This window comes from Caballeronia sp. S22, assembly GCF_964261745.1.
Taxonomy (GTDB): domain Bacteria; phylum Pseudomonadota; class Gammaproteobacteria; order Burkholderiales; family Burkholderiaceae; genus Caballeronia; species Caballeronia jiangsuensis.
On record NZ_OZ180038.1, the window covers coordinates 406,134 to 423,573 of the forward strand.

General features: G+C 62.5%; 18 protein-coding genes and 1 pseudogene. 6 read left to right on the forward strand and 13 right to left on the reverse strand.

Annotated features, from left to right (window positions below; translation table 11 throughout):
• Positions 1 to 54: 54 nt before the first annotated feature.
• On the reverse strand, positions 55 to 1,185 hold the full coding sequence (locus tag ACEN42_RS28540; RefSeq protein ID WP_371883850.1) for a porin: 1,131 nt from the start codon (positions 1,183 to 1,185) through the stop codon (positions 55 to 57).
• Between the two features lie 74 nt (positions 1,186 to 1,259).
• The gene (locus tag ACEN42_RS28545; protein WP_371883851.1) at positions 1,260 to 1,442 is read right to left on the reverse strand and encodes a hypothetical protein; all 183 of its coding nucleotides are present in this window, start codon (positions 1,440 to 1,442) and stop codon (positions 1,260 to 1,262) included.
• 163 nt (positions 1,443 to 1,605) lie between these two features.
• Between ACEN42_RS28545 and ACEN42_RS28550 the strand changes: the two genes are divergently transcribed.
• Complete coding sequence (locus ACEN42_RS28550) at positions 1,606 to 2,151, forward strand: DUF4863 family protein (protein ID WP_238288784.1); 546 nt, start codon at positions 1,606 to 1,608, stop codon at positions 2,149 to 2,151.
• Between the two features lie 34 nt (positions 2,152 to 2,185).
• On the opposite strand, the gene ACEN42_RS28555 is transcribed toward ACEN42_RS28550, so the two are convergent.
• The 9 genes and pseudogenes from ACEN42_RS28555 to ACEN42_RS28595 all read right to left on the reverse strand — a co-directional run bounded on the left by ACEN42_RS28555 (position 2,186) and on the right by ACEN42_RS28595 (position 11,002).
• Entirely contained in the window at positions 2,186 to 2,728 is a 543-nt protein-coding gene (locus ACEN42_RS28555; RefSeq protein WP_371883852.1) for a ProQ/FinO family protein, read from the reverse strand.
• 125 nt (positions 2,729 to 2,853) lie between these two features.
• A complete protein-coding gene (locus ACEN42_RS28560) occupies positions 2,854 to 3,120 on the reverse strand; it encodes a hypothetical protein (RefSeq protein ID WP_187604048.1) in 267 nt (88 codons plus the stop codon).
• A gap of 167 nt (positions 3,121 to 3,287) precedes the next feature.
• A complete protein-coding gene (locus tag ACEN42_RS28565) occupies positions 3,288 to 4,646 on the reverse strand; it encodes an MFS transporter (RefSeq protein WP_371883853.1) in 1,359 nt (452 codons plus the stop codon).
• A gap of 236 nt (positions 4,647 to 4,882) precedes the next feature.
• Positions 4,883 to 5,857, reverse strand: coding sequence for a LysR substrate-binding domain-containing protein (locus ACEN42_RS28570; protein WP_371883854.1), 975 nt, complete (start codon positions 5,855 to 5,857; stop codon positions 4,883 to 4,885).
• Between the two features lie 4 nt (positions 5,858 to 5,861).
• Positions 5,862 to 6,611, reverse strand: coding sequence for a gamma-glutamyl-gamma-aminobutyrate hydrolase family protein (locus tag ACEN42_RS28575; RefSeq protein WP_371883855.1), 750 nt, complete (start codon positions 6,609 to 6,611; stop codon positions 5,862 to 5,864).
• Positions 6,608 to 7,834: an NAD(P)/FAD-dependent oxidoreductase gene (locus ACEN42_RS28580; protein WP_371883856.1), complete on the reverse strand. Its 1,227-nt coding sequence runs from the start codon at positions 7,832 to 7,834 to the stop codon at positions 6,608 to 6,610. Before ACEN42_RS28580 ends, ACEN42_RS28575 begins: the two co-directional genes overlap by 4 nt.
• A gap of 4 nt (positions 7,835 to 7,838) precedes the next feature.
• Positions 7,839 to 8,162: a 2Fe-2S iron-sulfur cluster-binding protein gene (locus tag ACEN42_RS28585; RefSeq protein ID WP_187604043.1), complete on the reverse strand. Its 324-nt coding sequence runs from the start codon at positions 8,160 to 8,162 to the stop codon at positions 7,839 to 7,841.
• Positions 8,163 to 8,188: 26 nt separating this feature from the next.
• A complete protein-coding gene (locus tag ACEN42_RS28590; RefSeq protein ID WP_371883857.1) occupies positions 8,189 to 9,625 on the reverse strand; it encodes a glutamine synthetase family protein in 1,437 nt (478 codons plus the stop codon).
• 61 nt (positions 9,626 to 9,686) lie between these two features.
• A pseudogene (locus tag ACEN42_RS28595) lies at positions 9,687 to 11,002 on the reverse strand (Rieske 2Fe-2S domain-containing protein).
• Positions 11,003 to 11,340: 338 nt separating this feature from the next.
• On the opposite strand from ACEN42_RS28595, the gene ACEN42_RS28600 reads away from it, so the two are divergent.
• Positions 11,341 to 12,072 (forward strand): GntR family transcriptional regulator, encoded by a 732-nt coding sequence (locus tag ACEN42_RS28600; RefSeq protein WP_035505778.1) that lies wholly within the window; start codon positions 11,341 to 11,343, stop codon positions 12,070 to 12,072.
• Here the strand turns inward: ACEN42_RS28600 and ACEN42_RS28605 are convergent.
• On the reverse strand, positions 12,067 to 12,711 hold the full coding sequence (locus ACEN42_RS28605; RefSeq protein ID WP_371883858.1) for a TetR/AcrR family transcriptional regulator: 645 nt from the start codon (positions 12,709 to 12,711) through the stop codon (positions 12,067 to 12,069). The genes ACEN42_RS28600 and ACEN42_RS28605 overlap by 6 nt on opposite strands.
• A 96-nt stretch (positions 12,712 to 12,807) precedes the next feature.
• Between ACEN42_RS28605 and ACEN42_RS28610 the strand changes: the two genes are divergently transcribed.
• On the forward strand, positions 12,808 to 13,926 hold the full coding sequence (locus ACEN42_RS28610) for an MBL fold metallo-hydrolase (protein WP_371883859.1): 1,119 nt from the start codon (positions 12,808 to 12,810) through the stop codon (positions 13,924 to 13,926).
• A 15-nt stretch (positions 13,927 to 13,941) separates the two neighbouring features.
• Here the strand turns inward: ACEN42_RS28610 and ACEN42_RS28615 are convergent, their stop codons facing one another.
• Positions 13,942 to 14,568 carry a CGNR zinc finger domain-containing protein gene (locus ACEN42_RS28615; RefSeq protein ID WP_035505775.1) on the reverse strand — a complete coding sequence of 209 codons (627 nt, stop codon included), beginning with the start codon at positions 14,566 to 14,568 and terminating at the stop codon, positions 13,942 to 13,944.
• Positions 14,569 to 14,711: 143 nt separating this feature from the next.
• On the opposite strand from ACEN42_RS28615, the gene ACEN42_RS28620 reads away from it, so the two are divergent.
• Genes ACEN42_RS28620 through ACEN42_RS28630 form a run of 3 tightly spaced genes read left to right on the forward strand, consistent with a single transcriptional unit; the run spans position 14,712 to position 17,367 of the window.
• Positions 14,712 to 15,566 (forward strand): alpha/beta fold hydrolase, encoded by an 855-nt coding sequence (locus ACEN42_RS28620; RefSeq protein WP_371883860.1) that lies wholly within the window; start codon positions 14,712 to 14,714, stop codon positions 15,564 to 15,566.
• Positions 15,567 to 15,609: 43 nt separating this feature from the next.
• Positions 15,610 to 16,581 carry a zinc-binding alcohol dehydrogenase family protein gene (locus ACEN42_RS28625; protein WP_371883861.1) on the forward strand — a complete coding sequence of 324 codons (972 nt, stop codon included), beginning with the start codon at positions 15,610 to 15,612 and terminating at the stop codon, positions 16,579 to 16,581.
• A 15-nt stretch (positions 16,582 to 16,596) separates the two neighbouring features.
• Positions 16,597 to 17,367, forward strand: coding sequence for an SDR family oxidoreductase (locus tag ACEN42_RS28630; protein ID WP_371883862.1), 771 nt, complete (start codon positions 16,597 to 16,599; stop codon positions 17,365 to 17,367).
• Positions 17,368 to 17,440: the final 73 nt, after the last annotated feature.

The following is a 17,440-nucleotide window of genomic DNA, read 5'->3' on the forward strand; positions in this document are numbered from 1 at the left end:
TTCATCCATTCGATAGGCACCGTAGGCGCGCCGGCATTGCCTGACATGCGCCAGTCAGAACGAGTGCCTCACGCCGACGATCGCGCCCAGTTGTCCCATGCCCGCGCCGGGTGTCGTGCCGCCGCCGCCCGCGCTCACCGAATAGCGCGCCTTCGCGCTGTTCCACAAGTAAGCGACGTTGCCGTAGACGGCCGTTCGCTTCGACAGGAAATAGGTGGCGCGCAGGCTTGCCATCGTCGCGCGCGTGTCGTGTTGCTGGACGATCACGCGATAGCCTTCGCCATCGAGCGCGACCGCCGGCGTCACATAGTATTGCGCGCCGAGATAGAAGAGATTGGAACGCACGCTGCCACCGGGCCCGTCCGATTCCACGCGACGCCCGACCCAGCCGCCGCCGAGCTTCACGCCCATCACGTCCACGTAACCGTTCGCCTGCAGGCGCGCGTCCTTGTCGCCGCTCGATACGATCGGAAAGGGCGCCACGCCATCGAAAAAATTCGCTGCGGCATTCGTGCCGCCATGCTGCTCGTCGTAAGCGGTGGCGACGCCGAAGTACGTGCCGTCGTACTTCAACATCGCGCTCCATTCGCGGCATTGGCTCGCATCGCCCGGCACGGGTCCGAAGCATGTGCCCTGCCCCGGCGAGTTGCCCGTGCCCGCGCTGTCGCGACCGAACGAGTACGACGCGCCCACCGTCACGCCGTGGAACTTGCCCTTATAGGCGACGGTGTTGTCGCTACGTCCGTTCGGGATGAACGCATCCAGCGCGCCGATGCCGTAGATGTCCGGCCCGAGGATGTCCGCGTCGAGCATGGCCCAGTAGGTCATCGTGTATTGCCGCCCGAACGACAGCGTGCCCCACGGACCTTCCAGCCCGACGAACGCCTGCCTGCCGAAGAGCCGCCCGCCCTGCCCTGAATCGCCCGCGCGCACGTTGAAACCGCTTTCGAGCACGAATACGGCCTTGAGCTCCGCGCCGAGGTCTTCCACGCCGCGCATCCCCCAGCGCGATGGCACTTCGCCAGTGATGCCCGGCATGCGCACGACATGATCGCCCGTGGCGTTTGCGTGCGACACGTACTCGACGCCCGTGTCCATCACGCCATACAACGTGACGCTGCTTTGCGCGAACGCAGACACACTGAATAACATTGCGATCGATACCGCGATTCGGCCAAATCTCATGAACTCTCCCATGTCTCCATATATTCGTTCGGATGACGAATCTTATGCCGATGAATGAAACCATCGCGGCGAGCTTAGGGATTGAGGCTGATATCGGCAACGGGGCGGACGACGGAAGCGCCGGCGTCGAAAAGTGAAGCGAAGCGTTTTGTTTCTATGAAGCGCTCGACTGCACGCATTCTCTTTTCTTCTGCGACTCGAATCGCAAGAAAAATTGCAGGAATGGCGCTGCGTTCATGGGGATGAAATATGTTCAAGCCCTTCTTGAACGAGACGGATCGATACCGTGTTCATATCGGCGTCGCGCGAGTTGCATGGCATTCATGTTTCACTTGCAACTACTTCGCTTCTGGCGCGCAAGTCGATATGGCATCTTTGACTTCACCTATCGATCTTCAATCAAGCGAAGGAAACGAACCCATGTCCCCGAAGCAAACCAGCAAGGAAGAACTCGTCGCGCGATGCCTGCCCTTTCTCGAAGAGGTCAGAAACATGACGACGGACCCGAACGTCGAGCAATGGCTCAATACGAAATACGGCGTGGATAGCGCGCTCTACAAGGATCTGGCGCGGCTGATCAGGCTCGGCGTCGAAGAAGGATGGGCGGCGGATGTCGAAATCTCCGGACCGCGATATCGACGCGCACGTCTTGTCGCGCCGTGTCCGGAGACGTTCTTTTTCAGCATCACGGCTGTGTTGATGGACAGCACCGGCAACGAGCAGAACAATCCGGAAGACAGCTTCCGTGGCGACTATCACGCGCACCCGTATGGCGAGTTCAACATGGTCGTGCCGCTCGACGAAGGCGCGGCCCTCGCTGGTCCCAACGGATGGTGTCATGGCGGATGGACAGCGCCCGCGCCGGGCAGCCATCACTATCCGGAAGCGAAGGGCGGCGCGGTGATCGCGCTGTTCTTTCTGCCTGCGGGCCGAATCGCTTACGACATCCAAGCGCCCGCGCATTGAAGCACTTGGACATCAAAACGCGCGGTGAGTCGCGTTATTCGGCGGCTTCCGCGGCCTTCGGAGCCGGAGCCGGAGCCGGAGCCGATCGCGCCAGGCGATTCGTCTCCAGATATACGGCGCGTTCCGCATCCGCTGTCGACACTTCACCTGCCTTTTCGCCCGCGAGATCGATTCGCGACGCGCCCTGCACGAGGCAGGTCCAGTAGCGGTTGCCGCGGCACCATACCTTGATCGCGCTGCGCAGTTCCTTCTCGTTGAGCTTGAGCTCCTCCGCGTGCTTCATCAGATCCTCAAAAATACCGACCTTCAAGGGAACCTTGGGCGCGGGATTCTTCGGAAATGCGAGAGGAAAACGCTTTTGCAGCTTTCCGATCGTATGCACGACGGGATCCACCGGTTTCGATGGAACCGCGGGTTTGGCGGATTTGGCCGGTTTGGCCGATTTAGCAGGTTCAGCCGGCTTCGACGCGGCCACCGGCGCGGGACGCCGCACGCGCGGCGCCTTTTTCTTCGCTGCGTTGCTTGCAGCCTGTTTTGCGAGTTGCTCTTTCAGTCCGGCGAGTTGTTCGAAGCCCATCACATCGTGCCCGTAGAAAACGTATCCGGATTTTAACAGCCTCCGGTGACGACCTCGTTGCGGGCGGCGGCGGCCTCATCGGACAGGCATCCAAAACCGAAAAGACCGCCTTGCCGGCGTTGCGCTTACTGTCCGCCCGAATAGATGTTGCAGAAGGGTCGCGGAGCGCAGTTGTTCGACATGCTCCCGGCCCAGTTCGACGTTCTCCCGCTCGCGCTCTGGCCCATTGCCGCGCCGCCATAAGCGGTGTCGCCGGAAGGTGGCGCAGTCTGGGCCTCTTGTTGACGGGGTGCGGGGATGGACTGCAGGGTATCGGTGGGTTCCTGTGCCTGAGTCAGGTTTCCGAGTGAAAACGCGGCCACTAGCGTGGTCGTAACGAGGAAGGTCTTCATGATGTTCTCCTTCAACGAAGACTTACCGCTGCCTGACGAACCAACCGCCAGGTGAACCAGGTGCGCAAGAATCTGCGCACATATCAAACATATACCCAAGCCGACGCGAAGTTAAATCCGATGCTCGTCGCGTCGCATGAACGTTCGGCCGAATCTTGATTCGCGCACTAATGTGCGACCGGCTGCCCATCCGCGACGTCCGCCACGATACGCGGGCTCGCCATCTGCTTGAGCAACAACGCGACGCACGATGCCGCGCCCGCCATCGCCACCACGGTGAAGATGCCCGGCAAGCTCATCCGCTGTCGCGACAGCTCCGCGACGAGAAAGGACCCCGCAATGCCGCCGAAGCGCCCGACGCCGAGCATCCACGCGACACCGGTGCCGCGTCCCGCTGTCGGATAGAACGCGGCGGCGAGTGCGGGCATCGACGCCTGCGCCGTATTCACGAGCAGGCCCGCGACGAAGACCGCGCACACCAGCAGGCCGACATTGCCGATCGCCTGTCCGATCGCAATCACGCTCACCGCGCCGAGCGCGTACGCGGCCGCCACGACGCCGTTCGGATTGAAGCGATCCATCAGCATGCCGCACAGCACCGTGCCCGCGCCGCCGAGCGGAAAGAGCGCGGAAATCAGCGCCGCGCGTTGCGGGCTCAGGCCCGCGTCCTTCAGCAGCACCGGCATCCAGTTGATCAGGCCGTAGAAGATGACGAGGCCCATGAAGTAGCACAGCCACAGCATCAGCGAACCGAAGACATAGCCGCGCGACAGCACGATGCGCGCGCCGCCGCCGTCCGTATCGCGCACGGTGGCTTCGCGCATCACGAACGATTCCGCCGATGCCGCTTCCGGCGCGATGCGCGCCATCACCCTTCGAATGCGCTCGACAGGCTTCTTCTTCGACACCATGTACTGAACCGATTCCGGCAACGCGATCACGAGCACTGCGGTCAACAACAACGGCACCGCGCCGCCGAAGTGCAGCACGCCGCGCCAGCCGAACTGCGGAATCATCCATGCCGCGAGGAATCCGCCGAACGCGGCGCCCAGCGGAAAGCCGCAAAACATCAGATTGACGATGGTCGCGCGGCGGCTGTTCGGAGAGAACTCGCTCATCAACGTGACGGCGTTGGGCATCGCCGCGCCCAGACCGACGCCGGTGACGAAGCGCAGCGCGGTCAGCTCCGTGAGGTTGCTCGCGAAGCCCGAAGCCAGGCACGCGAGGCCGAATATCAGCACGGCCGCGATCAGCACGCCGCGCCTGCCCCAGCGATCCGCCAGCGGCCCCGACGACAGCGCGCCGCATGCGAGCCCGAAGAGCGCGGCGCTCAGCACCGGCGCGAGGGCCGCTCTGCTCAAGTGCCATTCGCCGACGAGCGATGGCGCGATGAACCCGATCGCGGCCGTGTCGAAGCCATCCATCAGTACGATCACGAAGCACATCGCGAACACGAGCCATTGATAGCGTGAAAACGGGTGCGCGTTGACGAGCGCCTGTACATCGATAACCTTTGTCTCTTCCATTGCATCCTCTCTGATCGACGGGCGCCCAGATTAAGAGCGCGCATGCGGGCAAACAACCCGGTGAGTTACGAACGCGGGGCGCGCATCGGCCGCGACTGTCTTTCGACGTCGCGCGCGATGTCACCTTTTCTATTGAAAAAGCCCTTGTTTCAGGGACTTTCGACGATGTTCACGCGTTCGCCTTCAGCGCTGCGAACGCAGTGAATCTTCTGCATGACGAGCTTGAATGCCGCGCATCAGCGGCATCGCACCTGCCGGGATACGTCGATGAGTTGCTGTCTGAGCCATTGCAGCCCAGGATCGAGATCGTTGCGTTCGTGCCAGACGGCGCGCACGGTGACGTCGGGACATGCATAGGGCGTCGGACGCATCGTCAGTTCGCCGTCGCGCGAGAGTTCACGTCCAAGCGACGACGGCACCAGCGCGAGCATGTCGCTATGACGCAGGAGCGCGGGAATCGCGAGCGAGTGCGCCACGGCCATGCGTACGCGCGGCGCCTCGTCGCTGCCGGCGAAACCGCGATCGAGCGCCTCGCGATCGAACATCTCCGATTGCCGCGCAAGCCCGCGCTCGACGATGAAGCCGCTCACCGCGCCCTCTTCCTCACCGCCCTGCGAGACCGCGACGAGCGGATAGTTCAGCAAATCCTCGCGCGCAAGCGGCCGGTCGGTGAGCGGATGCTCGCGATGCAACAGCAACACGTCCGTTTGCTCCCAGAGACTCACCGCGTGAAAGCGGCGCGGCACATCCGCGAAAATGCCGATCGCGACATCGATACGGCCGACATCGATCTGCCCCGCGAGATCGAGCCGTGTCGACGGTCTCACGACGATATCCACGAGCGGCGCTTCCGCGCGCAGGCGCTGACTGAGCCGGCCGAGCAGCAGCGCCGTGATGTAATCGTTCGCGGCCAGCACGAAGGTGCGTCGCGCGATGGCCGGATCGAACTTGTCGACGCCCAGCGCCGCCTTGATCTGCGCGAGCGCGCCGCGCACCTGCGTCGCCATCGCGAGTGCGCGCACGGTCGGTTCCATGCCACGACCGGTGCGCACGAAGAGATCGTCGCCGAGCACGTCGCGCATGCGTCCGAGCGCATGGCTGATCGCCGATTGACTGAGATTCAGGCGCTTGCCCGCGAGCGCAAGATTGCGGTCCTCGAAAATCGCGTCGAATACGCGCAGCAGGTTGAGGTCAATGCGGTCGGCCGACATGACATCAACCTTCGTCGCGCGTCGCGTAGCGCCTGCAACTCGCGCCGAACGATTCGAACAGCGCACGCGAAAGCGCGTCGCTCGTGACCATCGCTTCGGGATGCCATTGCACGCCGAGCGCGAACGGATGTTGATCGAGACGAATCGCTTCGACGAGACCATCCGGCGCGCGCGCCTCGACGGCAAGACGCGACGCAAGCCGCGCCACGCCCTGACGATGCAGCGAGTTCACAAGCACACGCGGCACGCCGCCCGCGAGCGTCGATAACATGCCGCCGTCGGTCAGCGCGATTTCATGTCGATAGCGATAGCGCGCAAGCAGATCCTCGCTCAGGTCCTCGAGATGATCTTCCGAATGCCCCGACGCATGGATATCGGCGTGCAGGGTTCCGCCGAACGCGACGTTCATCTCCTGAAAGCCGCGGCAAATGCCGAGAAACGGCATGCCGCGCGCCGCCGCACCGCGCATCAGCGCGAGCGCGACATGATCACGGTCGGGATCGACGAGCATCGCGGCATCGCTCACACCGCCGTACAGGCGCGATTCGACATTCGATGCGCCGCCGGGAAACAACAATCCGCTCACGCCATCGAGATAGTCCGCGACCGATTCGACATCGCGCGACGCCGGAATCAGCACCGGGCTCACCTGCGCGCACGTCATCAACGCGCGGACATAGCTTTGCTTCGCACTATGCAGATCGTGATCGCCGACGAAAAACCGGTCGCACACGACACCGACGAGCGGCCTCATTGCACCGCTCCTTTCAGATCGAACGCAGGGTCTTCCGCATCGCGCGCCGACAGATGCACGCCGTTCGCGAGCAGCTTGCGCGCAAGCATGTGTTCTTGCGGACGATTGATGCTATCGACCGCGATCAATGCATCGTCCCGGAAGTAGAAGAGGGAGAATTTCCTTTCGTCCACGGCACCGCGCAACGCATGATGCGTGAATCCCGAATGAATGCCCGCCATCTGCAGCTTGAGATCGTATTGATCGGACCAGAACCACGGCACCGTCCGATACGGCTGCGGCCGGCCCGCAATCGCGAGCGCCGCGACTTTCGCCATATCGTTCGCGTTCTGCACCGACTCGATGCGGCACGCGCGTGAATCGCTCGGCGCCCAATGAGGCACGAACGCGGCGCAATCGCCCGCGGCGACGATCGCCGGATCGCTCGTGCGCGCGCATTCATCGACGACGATGCCGCCCGCCACCGTCAGTCCGCATTCCGCCGCCAACTCCGTATTGGGTATCACGCCGATGCCGACCACGACGAGATCGCACGACAGATGGGTGTCATCGTCGAGCACGACGGACACCGCATCCCCGGTTTGCTTCAACTCGATCACCTTGCGCCCGAACTCGAAGGCGACGCCGTTCTGTGCGTGGGCATCCTGCATGAATGCCGACATCCACGGCGATGCGACGCGCGCAAGCAGGCGCGGCTCCGTTTCGACGACCGTTACATCGATGCCCTTTTGACGCAGCGAAGCCGCCGCTTCGAGACCGATATATCCGCCGCCGATCACGACCGCGCGCCGCGCCGTGCTCGCCGTTTGCGCGAGACGCCGCGCGTCGCGCAGATCGCGCAGATAATGCACGGCATCGAGCGTCGCGCCGGGGCAATCGAGTTTGCGCACGCGCGCGCCCGTCGTCAGCGCGAGATGGTCGTATGCGATGCGCGAGCCGTCCTGCAACTCGACTTCACGACGCGCCCGATCGATATGCGTTGCGCGCATCGAGGGCAGCCATTCGATCTTCTCTTCGTCGAAGAAGGCTTGCGAGCGCAACGGCAGGCGCGCTTCGCTGAAGCTTCCGGTGAGAAATCCCTTCGATAGCGGCGGACGCTGATAAGGCGCATCGGCTTCGTCGCCGATGAGCGCGATGCGTCCTTCGAAGCCGGTTTCACGCGCAGCCGCCGCGAGCTGAACACCCGCGTACGAAGCGCCGACGATCACGAGCGTGCTATGCATGGTCTTATCCCTGTGCTTGCGGAATCTGCACGACGAGGCCGTTCATCGCGGCGCTCATCACGAGCTGGCAACTGAGCCGGCTTTCGGGACGCCGCTCCGCTGCGACGCCGTCGAGCAGTTCCAGTTCCGATTCGTCGGGCGATGGAAGATCAGCCGTCGACGATGCATCGATATAAACATGACACGTCGCGCATGACAAGCAGCCGCCGCATTCGGCGTCGATGCCGCGCACGTTGTTGTGGATCGCGGCTTCCATCACGCTCGTGCCGTCGGGCACGTCGATGTCGCGGCGCGCGCCGTCGCGCAGGATATAGGTAACCATAGGCATGACATTTCTCCTCTGTGAGCGCGCCGTCAGAACGCTTCGAAATATTCGCGGTGTTCCCACTCGGTGACTTCGAGATTGAAGCGGTCGATCTCCGCCTGCTTCAGCTTGCAGAAGTAATCGACGAACGCGCTGCCGAAGCCTTCGCGCAGGCATTCGTCGGTGCGCAGCGCATCGAGTGCATCGCTCAAGCTGCGCGGCAGTGCTTCCGCCTGCGTTTCATAAGGCGTATCGGCGGAAGGCGGGAGTTCGAGCTTGCGACGGATGCCGTCGAGACCCGAGATCACCTGCGAGCCGAAATACAGATACGGATTCGCGGTCGGCTCGCCCACGCGATTCTCGATGCGGCTCGCGGGATCGTTCACGCCGCCGAGCACGCGCAGCATCACGCCGCGATTGTCGCGGCCCCAGATCGCGCGATCGGGCGCATTCGAATACGGCCGATAGCGTCGATAACCGTTGATCGTCGGCGTCGACAACGAAGTCGCGCCCTTCGCGTGCGCGAGCAGGCCCGCGAGATAGCGTTGACCGGTGATCGACAAAGGCTCGGATGCATCGGAGGGCATGAAGGCGTTCGTGCCCTCGCCCGCATGCACAAGCGATTGATGCAGATGCCATCCGCTCGACACGACGTTCGGAATGCGCGGGCGGCACATGAACGTCGCGTGATAACCATTGCGCTGACAGATCTGCTTCACCGCGCTGCGAAAGAGGATCATGTCGTCGGCGCTCTTGATGCCTTTTGTCGGCGCGAACGTGAACTCGAACTGGCTCGGGCCGTATTCGACTTCGAGCGAACGCACGTCGAGATCAAGCCCTTCGATATTGCGCCGAAGCATTTCCATCACGTCATCGACGGCGTCGTAGCGCAACTCCGTCAGATACTGATAACCATGCGACAGCAACTCGACATCGGGCGGCAAGCCGGGTTGTCCCGAATGCTCGGGCTTCATGTGAGGGTCCGTCACCTTGAAGACATGAAACTCCACTTCGAGGCCCGACACGAATTCATAACCGTGATTCGACAGTTGATTCAGCGCGCGGCGAAACAGATGCCGCGTGGCGAAGGGCACCGGCGCGCCGTTGGCGAAGTGCACATCGCACAGCACCCATCCCGTATGCGGCGCCCACGGCAGCACGCGAAAGGTTTCGGGATCGGCGATCATCAGCGTGTCGCATGCGCCCTGCATCTCGGGCATGTCGAAGCCGCCGCCCGCCGTGAACACGGGAAACACCGTGCGATGCGATGTGTCTTTGGCGAAGAGCGTCGTCGTCAGCGTGACGCCGCTTTTCATCGCCTTGATCGCTTCATCGACGACGAGCGTCTTGCCACGCAGCAAGCCATGCTGATCGGGAAACGAAAAGCGCACGACCTTCACATTGCTTTGCTTCATCCGCTCGACGAGTTCGGCATACGCAGCGTGCTGCGCGTCCGTCCACAAACCATGAGTCTCTACAAAAGACATGTGCGTTCCGCGCGGCAGCATCATGCGCCGCGCGCTCCATTCAGGTTGCGGGTCGGTGTTTTCAGGCTTTGGGCGCGGGCCACGGCGCGCTTACACGGCGCTTCACGTCGGACTCTTTCCAGTACTCGTCCCAGCGGTCCGCCGGTCCGATTCCGTCGATCGATGCGGGGCCTGTGAAGTTCGCGGCTTCGCTCTCGTCGATCAGCATCAGCGTCTTATCGCCCGCCTGCGTCTTCTCGATCGCATCGACGAGCAAGCGGCGATACGCGATGATGCCCTTGTCGGTCGTGCCAAGATGCTCGCGCGTGCGGTCCTGTATCGCGCCCTGCGATTCCACCGCCCATTGATCGTGCACGTTGATGTCGAAGCCCATGCCCGTGTAGGTTTCGCTCAATTGCTCACGCGGATCGAAGCCGTAGTTGTTGCGCTTGTTCTTGCGTGACGTGTAATCGGGCAGTTCGTACAGTTCGAGCCGCTGCTCGCGCATCTGCGCCTTGTCGGTCGGCGCGCCGAAACTCGTGAAAATCGCATACCAGTAGCAGTTTTCATCATCGACGGGCACGTGCCATTGCGTGATCGTCATCTCCGAGCTCATCGGAATCACGAAGGCTTGCGGGAACACGACATTGGTCACACGCACATGTGTATGCGCGTCGTCGAGCGCGCGTTTCGCAATGAGACGCAGGCCGTAATCCGCCGGGCTCACGAGAATTTCCGGCGATTCGAATTCGCGCAGCACTTTCGTGATCGGCATGTTCGAATCCGCCGACGCGCCGCGAAACTGCTTGCCATAGCTTTCGCTCACGTCCTCATCTTCGAAAAAGCGATGCAGAAACGACGCATGCGCCGGATCGATACCGACTTCGAGCGCCTGTAGCCAGTTGCATTCGAAGAGTCCCTTGAATGCGAACGTGTAGGCATCGGGCGCGGCGAAGCAATCGAAGTTGGGAACGCGGGCGGCTCGTCCTTGCCGATATAGCCGAACAGAACGCCGGCCTTCTCGATGATGGGATACGCCGACTGGCGCACTTTGTTGCAGAGCGTGCTGCCGACGGGTTCGCCCGGGGTCGAGAGGCAACGTCCGCTGGCGTCGAAGAGCCAGCCGTGGAAGGCGCAACGCAGTCCGCCGCCTTCGAGACGCCCGGCCGCGAGATCGGCGCCACGATGCGGGCAATCGCGATCCAGCATGCCGTAGCGGCCTTGCTCGTCCTTGAACACGACGAAGTCCTGCCCCATCAGGCGCACCGCCTTGACGGGGCGTTCGGCGGGCAACTCCTCGACGAGCGCGACGGGCTGCCAGTACCGGCGCAGCAACTGGCCGGCAGGCGTGCCCTTGCCGACGCGGGTAATGGTGTCGTTTTGCTGCGAACTCATCATGGCGGTGTCTCCGGTTCGTTGAATTCAGACGTCGGCCGATTGCATGCAGCGCGACGTGTTCTTGAGACGGAGAATAGCCTTTCGAACTCAAATGTACAAACGATGTATGCAGCACGCTTGTGCGGATCCATTCGCCTGCAATTTGTTAAGCCCGTTTATCTTACTGTTATATATACGTTTTTCTGAATTTATGAGGATTTACCCTTATCGATCCTATTCAGCTATTTTTAGCCTTGTTGCATACATCGAAAAACATCCTACGAAGCGATGTCCGATTTTCGAGCACAGCAAGCAGCCGTTGGCCTAGAATCGCCCACAACGGCAAGCGGAGAAAAACCATGGAATCCCAGCAAGAACGCGTGTTGGTCTATCTACGCGATCTGATCCTGAAAGGCGAATTCGCGCCGGGCGAGCGCCTGGGCGAAGTCGCGCTCGCGGAGCGGCTAAAGGCGTCGCGCACGCCGGTCCGGCTCGCGCTCACGACGCTCGAACAGGAAGGTCTCGTCGAGCCGTCGCCGGCGGGCGGATATGTGATGCGGCGCATCACGGCTGCCGAAATCGCCGATGCCATCGCGGTGCGCGGTCATCTCGAAGGCATGGCCGCGCGTCTCGTCGCGGAGCATGGCGTGCCGCGCCAGTTGTCGAATGCGCTCGCCGAGTGTTTGCGCGCGGGCGACCGTCTGCTCGCGAAGTCCGAGCTCGATCTCGACGACTACGCCGCCTACACCGACATGAACAATCGTTTCCACAAGCTGATCGTCGACGGGTCGGGCAATGCGGCGCTGATGCGCGCCATCGACATGAATAATCGGTTGCCGTTCGCCGCCGCGAGCGCGATGCTGCCGATGCAATCGGCCATCGATGAGGGACGGCAATGGCTCTTCATCGCGCATCAGCAGCATCACAGTCTCGTGGATGCGCTGGAACGCGGCGAAGGCACGCGCGCGCAGGCGCTCGCGACCGAGCACGTGCAGATCGCGCAGAGGAATCTGGCTTATGCGCTGGAGCGCCCCGAGGATTGCGTGAAGCTCGCGCCGGCGTTGCAGCTCGTCGCGGAAGCCGTTCTATGAGCGCTTAGGCGCGACGCGTTCATAGCGCGCGAGGAACATGTCGGCGGCCGCTTCCGCTACTTTTTTCTGTTCGTTCTTCGAAAGCGGCGGCTGGCCCATCGTGACCTGAGGCCAGAACGCGAAACCCTTCACGATGCCATGCAGTTGCTGCCCGGCGAAGACCGGGTCGGCGACTGCGAGACGGCCATCGGCGGCGGCCTTTCTGATCCACGCCGTCACGTCTTCCTCACGCTCGCCGATGCGCGCCACCATGTCCCGCGCGCGATCCGGCGAATGAATGCCCGCCGCGATCGCCACGCGCGCGAGCGATAGAAATGCCTCGTCCGTCATGAGCCGCAGCTTGCGCGTGAGCAGCGCGAGCAGTTGCGCGCGCAGCGGTTCATCGGCGCTATAGACAGGTGCGTCGCCGGTTTCGCTCGCATCCCACAAGCGATGCAGGATCGCGGCAAAAAGCGCTTCCTTGCTCTCGAAGTGGTTATAGACCGTGCGCTTGGACACGCCCGCGCGCGCGGCGATGCGGTCCATGCTGGTCGCGTCGTAGCCCGCCGCAATAAACTCCGCCACCGCTGCATCCACGATCGCGGCGCGCTTGCGGTCGGTCAGCCGCTGGGGAAGGTCGTTCATATCGCTCGAATCCATCCCTATATTTTACACCGTCCGGTTTACTTTTTTCTCAAAATTAAACTACACTGTACAGTCTACTTTCCGCTTCGGGCTCGCGACCCGTCACGCCCTATGACTTCGTTCACCGATCGCATCAGCCGTGCCCTGGGTTTTGCCGCCGCGGAACGCGGCCGCGCGTTGTCGAACGCGTCGCCGCAACATGACGGCGCGCGCTTTCGCAATGTGAAGCCACGTCCGGAAGAAGGACTCGGCAAGACCTTGCGCATCATCTGGAACGTGCTGTTCAACAAGCCGCGCAATACCGTGCCGACGCAGCCGCCCCTCGTCGATACGCTCACGCGCGCGCAACTCGACGCCGCGCCCGATCGCAGTCTCTATCGGCTCGGCCACTCGACGATTCTCTTCAAGCTGCGCGGCGAATACTGGCTGACGGACCCGGTCTTTGGCGAGCGCGCGTCGCCGTTCAGGCGTTTGGGACCGAAGCGTTTTCACGCGCCGCCCATCGCACTCGCCGATCTTCCGCCGTTGCGCGGCGTGATCCTGTCGCACGATCACTACGATCATCTCGACCGCGATACCGTGCTCGCGCTCGCCGCGACGACCGAAGTCTTTCTCACGCCGCTCGGCGTCGGCGACAGGCTGATCGAATGGGGCATCGATGCATCGAAGGTCCGTCAGCTCGACTGGTGGCAAAGCGCGCGAGTCGGCGAGCTTCTCTTTACCGCGACGCCCGCACAGCATTTCTCCGGCCGCAGCCTCTTCGATGGCAACAGCACGTTGTGGGCTTCATGGGTGATCGTCGACGATGAGCTGCGCGTGTTCTTCAGCGGCGACACGGGTTATTTCGACGGCTTCAGGACGATCGGCGAGCGCCTCGGCCCATTCGACGTCACGCTGATCGAAACCGGCGCATACGATGCGCAATGGCCGTATGTCCACATGCAGCCCGAGGAAACGGTGCAGGCGCATATCGATCTGCGCGGACGCTGGCTCGCGCCGATTCACAACGGCACGTTCGATCTCGCGATGCATCCGTGGCAGGAGCCGTTCGAACGCGTGACGGGGCTGGCGCTCGCGCGCGGCGTTGCAGTCGCGACACCGCGTATGGGCGAGCGGCTGGATCTCGAAGCGCCGCAGCGCGGCGAGCGCTGGTGGCGCGAAGTGGCCGATGCACCGAAGGCGGCTTCATCGTGGCGCATGTGCGCATCGCGAGCCGAGAGCGTGGAATAACGCTCCGCTGCGCGATCAAACCTTTCCCTCCTTGAGCCGCGCCCGGTGCGCGGCCACCTTCGCGCGATTCCCGCAGATCGCCATGCTGCACCAGCGCCGCGCATGTCCGCGCGTGTGATCCGCGAAAAGCAGCGTGCATTTCGGGCCTTCGCACGCCTTCACGTAAGTAAAGTCCTCTTCGCAGACGAGCTTCGCGAGCGCCTCGACAATCGGCATCAACAGCGATTCGGCGTTCGGCCAGCGTCGCTGCATGGCGAACGCAAGACCGCTCGCGGCATTCGCATCGGCGACGATCACCGCATGCTGCTCGTCGCGCTGCAACACGCCATTCAGCGGTTCGAGCTCGGCCAGATCCTTCGCCGATAACGGCCGTCCCTTCCTCTTCCGCACGAACGCACGAAACCATTCGCGCAGTCCGCGCGCCTTCGCCGCGACCTCGTCCAGTTCGGCAGGCGCGGTTTGCGAACGCATGTGCGCCAGCACGTCGGCGGGCACCAGTTGCGCCTGTTCCAGCCATGACAGCAAGCCTTCGCCATCGCCGATCCAGTCGACGGGTTCATCGACCGGCGTCGCGATCGAGTTGAGGAAATCGAGGCCGGGCGCGTCGGCCACGAAGATCGCCGGTATCGGGCGGTAGTCCATTTTGCAATCCAGACGTGTTTCTACGATGGCTTCATCGTAACCGCTAAAAAACATCTTGACAAGTTACACGGTCAGTTTGTAACCTGCCTCACATGCTTTTAACGGTTACACAGATTTCCCCCTCAACCAGCGGAGAAACGCCCATGTCCACCATTGCGCATCGTCATATCGACGTCGACGGCTTCAATGTGTTCTATCGCGAAGCCGGTCCGGCCGACGGCCCCAAGCTTCTGTTGCTGCATGGCTTTCCGAGTTCGAGCCACATGTTCCGCGATCTGATTCCGCTGCTCTCCGGGCGATTTCATATCGTCGCGCCCGATCTTCCCGGCTTCGGCCTGTCCGATATGCCGAGCCGCGATGCGTTCTCGTCCACGTTCGAGAACATCGCGAACGTGATCGATCGCTTTACCGAAGTGATCGGCTTCGATCGCTATGCGGTCTATGTCTTCGACTACGGCGCGCCGACCGGCTTTCGACTGGCGCTCAGGCATCCCGAGCGCATCACGGCGATCGTTTCGCAAAACGGCAACGCGTATGAAGAGGGATTGAGCGACGGCTGGAATCCGATCCGCGCGTACTGGCAAGCGCCCACGCAAGCGAACCGCGATGCATTGCGCGCGATGCTCACGAAGGACACGACGAAGTGGCAATACACGCACGGCGTGCCCGACGCATCCGCGATTTCGCCCGATGGCTATACGCTCGACGACTACTACCTGAATCGCCCCGGCGCGCATGACGTGCAGCTCGATCTCTTCGGCGACTACCGCAACAACGTCGCGCTGTACCCGGCGTTTCAGGCGTACTTCCGCGAGCATCAGCCGAAGTTCCTCGCCGTGTGGGGCAAGAACGATCCGTTCTTCCTTCCGCCGGGCGCGGAAGCATTCAAACGCGATATCCCGCATGCGGACGTGCGCTTCTTCGATACAGGCCACTTCGCACTCGAAACGCACGCGACGCAGATCGCGGCGGCCATCACCGAATTCCTCGCTCAATAAAACGCGGACCATCACCGCGCTCATCTATCACAGGAGAAACATCATGCGTGCAATCGTGCTCGACAAGTTCGGCGGTATCGACAGCCTCGTCTATACCGAGATTCCGGAGCCGGAACCGCTGGAGGGACATGTCGTCATCGAGATCAAGGCGTTCGGCATCAACCATGCGGAGATGCATATGCGGCGAGGCGAATGGGCCGAAGCCGCGCGTGTGAGCGGCATCGAATGCGTGGGCATCGTGAAGTCGTGTCCGGGCGGAGAGTTTCCAGGCGGCGCGAAAGTGGCTGCATTGATGGGCGGGCTCGGGCGCACGATCAACGGTAGTTATGCGCAATTCACGCGCGCGCCGGTGTCGAATGTTGCGCTGATCGAATCCGATCTGTCGTGGGCCGAACTGGCGGCCATTCCCGAAACCTATGCGACGGCCTGGACGTGCCTCTTCCGCAATCTCGAGATCGAAGCAGGACAGACGGTCGTCATTCGCGGCGCGACGTCGTCGTTCGGACAGGCAGCGGTGAATCTCGCGGTGAACGCGGGCGCGAAGGTCATCGCGACGACGCGCAATCGCGATCGCTTCGCGAAGCTCGAAGCGTTGGGCGTGTCGCGTGTCGAAGTCGAAGGACCGGACTTGGGCAAGCGCATCGCTGAAGCGAAAGAGATCGATGCGGTGCTCGATCTTGTCGGCAACAGCACGATCCTCGATTCGCTCGCGATGCTGCGTCGCGGCGGCCGCGCGTGTCTCGCGGGCTGGCTCGGCGGCCTCGCCCCGATCGCTGATTTCAATCCCCTGCTGCAGATGCCGAGCGGCGTGAATCTGACCTTCTTCGGCAGCTTCGTTTTCGGCACGTCCGGCTTTCCGCTGTCCGATGTGCCGCTGCAAGCAATCGCCGCCGATATCGCCGCGGGACGTTTCAACGCGAAGCCTTCCCGCGTGTTTTCGTTCGACGACATTCACGAAGCGCATCGCGTGATGGAAGCGAATGAAGCCAACGGAAAGATGGTCGTCGTTCATTGAAACGGGAGACATGACATGTCCACGAAAGTAGCGATCGTCACGGGCGCGAGCCAGGGCATCGGACGTTCCACCGCAATCCGCCTCGCACGCGATTTCGATTCGATCGTGCTCGTTGCACGCAATCGCGCGAATCTCGAAGAAACTGCATCGATGGTCGAGCAAGCCGGCGCAAAAACGCTGACGCTCGATGTCGATCTCTCGCAACCCGACGCCGCGCAAGAGGTCGTCGATGGCGCGCTTGCAGCATTCGGCCGCATCGACGCATTGTTGAATATCGCGGGCGCGGTGCCGCAAATCGATCTGTTCGACATGACCGACGAACAATGGGACGCGGGCCTCGCGCTGAAGCTTCACGGTGCGCGCCGCCTGACGGTCGCAGCGTGGCCTTCGCTCAAAGCGGCATCGGGATCGGTCGTGCTGATGTCGGGCAATTCGGCGCTGTTCCCCAAAGCACCCTACGCGGCGGTCGGCACGATCAACGCTGCGATTGTCGCCCTGGCGAAGGCATTTTCCGATCGCGGCATCGCGGATGGCGTGCAGGTCAACAGCGTGTTGCCCGGTCCTGTGATGACGGGCCGACGGCGCTCGTATCTGGAGCACTGGGCGCCGTTGCACGATATGACCGTGGAGGAAGCGACCGCGCGTTTCCCTGTCGAAGCGGGAATCGCGCGTTACGGCACGCCGGAAGAGATCGCCGAGTTGATGGCGTTCCTCGTGTCGCCCGCCGCCAAATGGATGACGGGCAGCACGCTGAGAATGGATGGAGGCGAAGTCAAGTCGATATGACTTGCCGCGAGCGCAGTCAGTGCCTGTAAAGTATGCTGTGTCCATCGAATGGATCGTCCTGCATGGACTTTCG

Bases quoted from the DNA above. Each gene is read 5' to 3' on its own strand.
- ACEN42_RS28540 (WP_371883850.1), bottom strand. From the start codon at position 1,185: ATGAGATTTGGCCGAATCGCGGTATCGATCGCAATGTTATTCAGTGTG.
- ACEN42_RS28550 (WP_238288784.1), top strand. From the start codon at position 1,606: ATGTCCCCGAAGCAAACCAGCAAGGAAGAACTCGTCGCGCGATGCCTG.
- ACEN42_RS28555 (WP_371883852.1), bottom strand. From the start codon at position 2,728: ATGGGCTTCGAACAACTCGCCGGACTGAAAGAGCAACTCGCAAAACAG.
- ACEN42_RS28560 (WP_187604048.1), bottom strand. From the start codon at position 3,120: ATGAAGACCTTCCTCGTTACGACCACGCTAGTGGCCGCGTTTTCACTC.
- ACEN42_RS28565 (WP_371883853.1), bottom strand. From the start codon at position 4,646: ATGGAAGAGACAAAGGTTATCGATGTACAGGCGCTCGTCAACGCGCAC.
- ACEN42_RS28570 (WP_371883854.1), bottom strand. From the start codon at position 5,857: ATGTCGGCCGACCGCATTGACCTCAACCTGCTGCGCGTATTCGACGCG.
- ACEN42_RS28575 (WP_371883855.1), bottom strand. From the start codon at position 6,611: ATGAGGCCGCTCGTCGGTGTCGTGTGCGACCGGTTTTTCGTCGGCGAT.
- ACEN42_RS28580 (WP_371883856.1), bottom strand. From the start codon at position 7,834: ATGCATAGCACGCTCGTGATCGTCGGCGCTTCGTACGCGGGTGTTCAG.
- ACEN42_RS28585 (WP_187604043.1), bottom strand. From the start codon at position 8,162: ATGCCTATGGTTACCTATATCCTGCGCGACGGCGCGCGCCGCGACATC.
- ACEN42_RS28590 (WP_371883857.1), bottom strand. From the start codon at position 9,625: ATGTCTTTTGTAGAGACTCATGGTTTGTGGACGGACGCGCAGCACGCT.
- ACEN42_RS28600 (WP_035505778.1), top strand. From the start codon at position 11,341: ATGGAATCCCAGCAAGAACGCGTGTTGGTCTATCTACGCGATCTGATC.
- ACEN42_RS28605 (WP_371883858.1), bottom strand. From the start codon at position 12,711: ATGGATTCGAGCGATATGAACGACCTTCCCCAGCGGCTGACCGACCGC.
- ACEN42_RS28610 (WP_371883859.1), top strand. From the start codon at position 12,808: ATGACTTCGTTCACCGATCGCATCAGCCGTGCCCTGGGTTTTGCCGCC.
- ACEN42_RS28615 (WP_035505775.1), bottom strand. From the start codon at position 14,568: ATGGACTACCGCCCGATACCGGCGATCTTCGTGGCCGACGCGCCCGGC.
- ACEN42_RS28620 (WP_371883860.1), top strand. From the start codon at position 14,712: ATGTCCACCATTGCGCATCGTCATATCGACGTCGACGGCTTCAATGTG.
- ACEN42_RS28625 (WP_371883861.1), top strand. From the start codon at position 15,610: ATGCGTGCAATCGTGCTCGACAAGTTCGGCGGTATCGACAGCCTCGTC.
- ACEN42_RS28630 (WP_371883862.1), top strand. From the start codon at position 16,597: ATGTCCACGAAAGTAGCGATCGTCACGGGCGCGAGCCAGGGCATCGGA.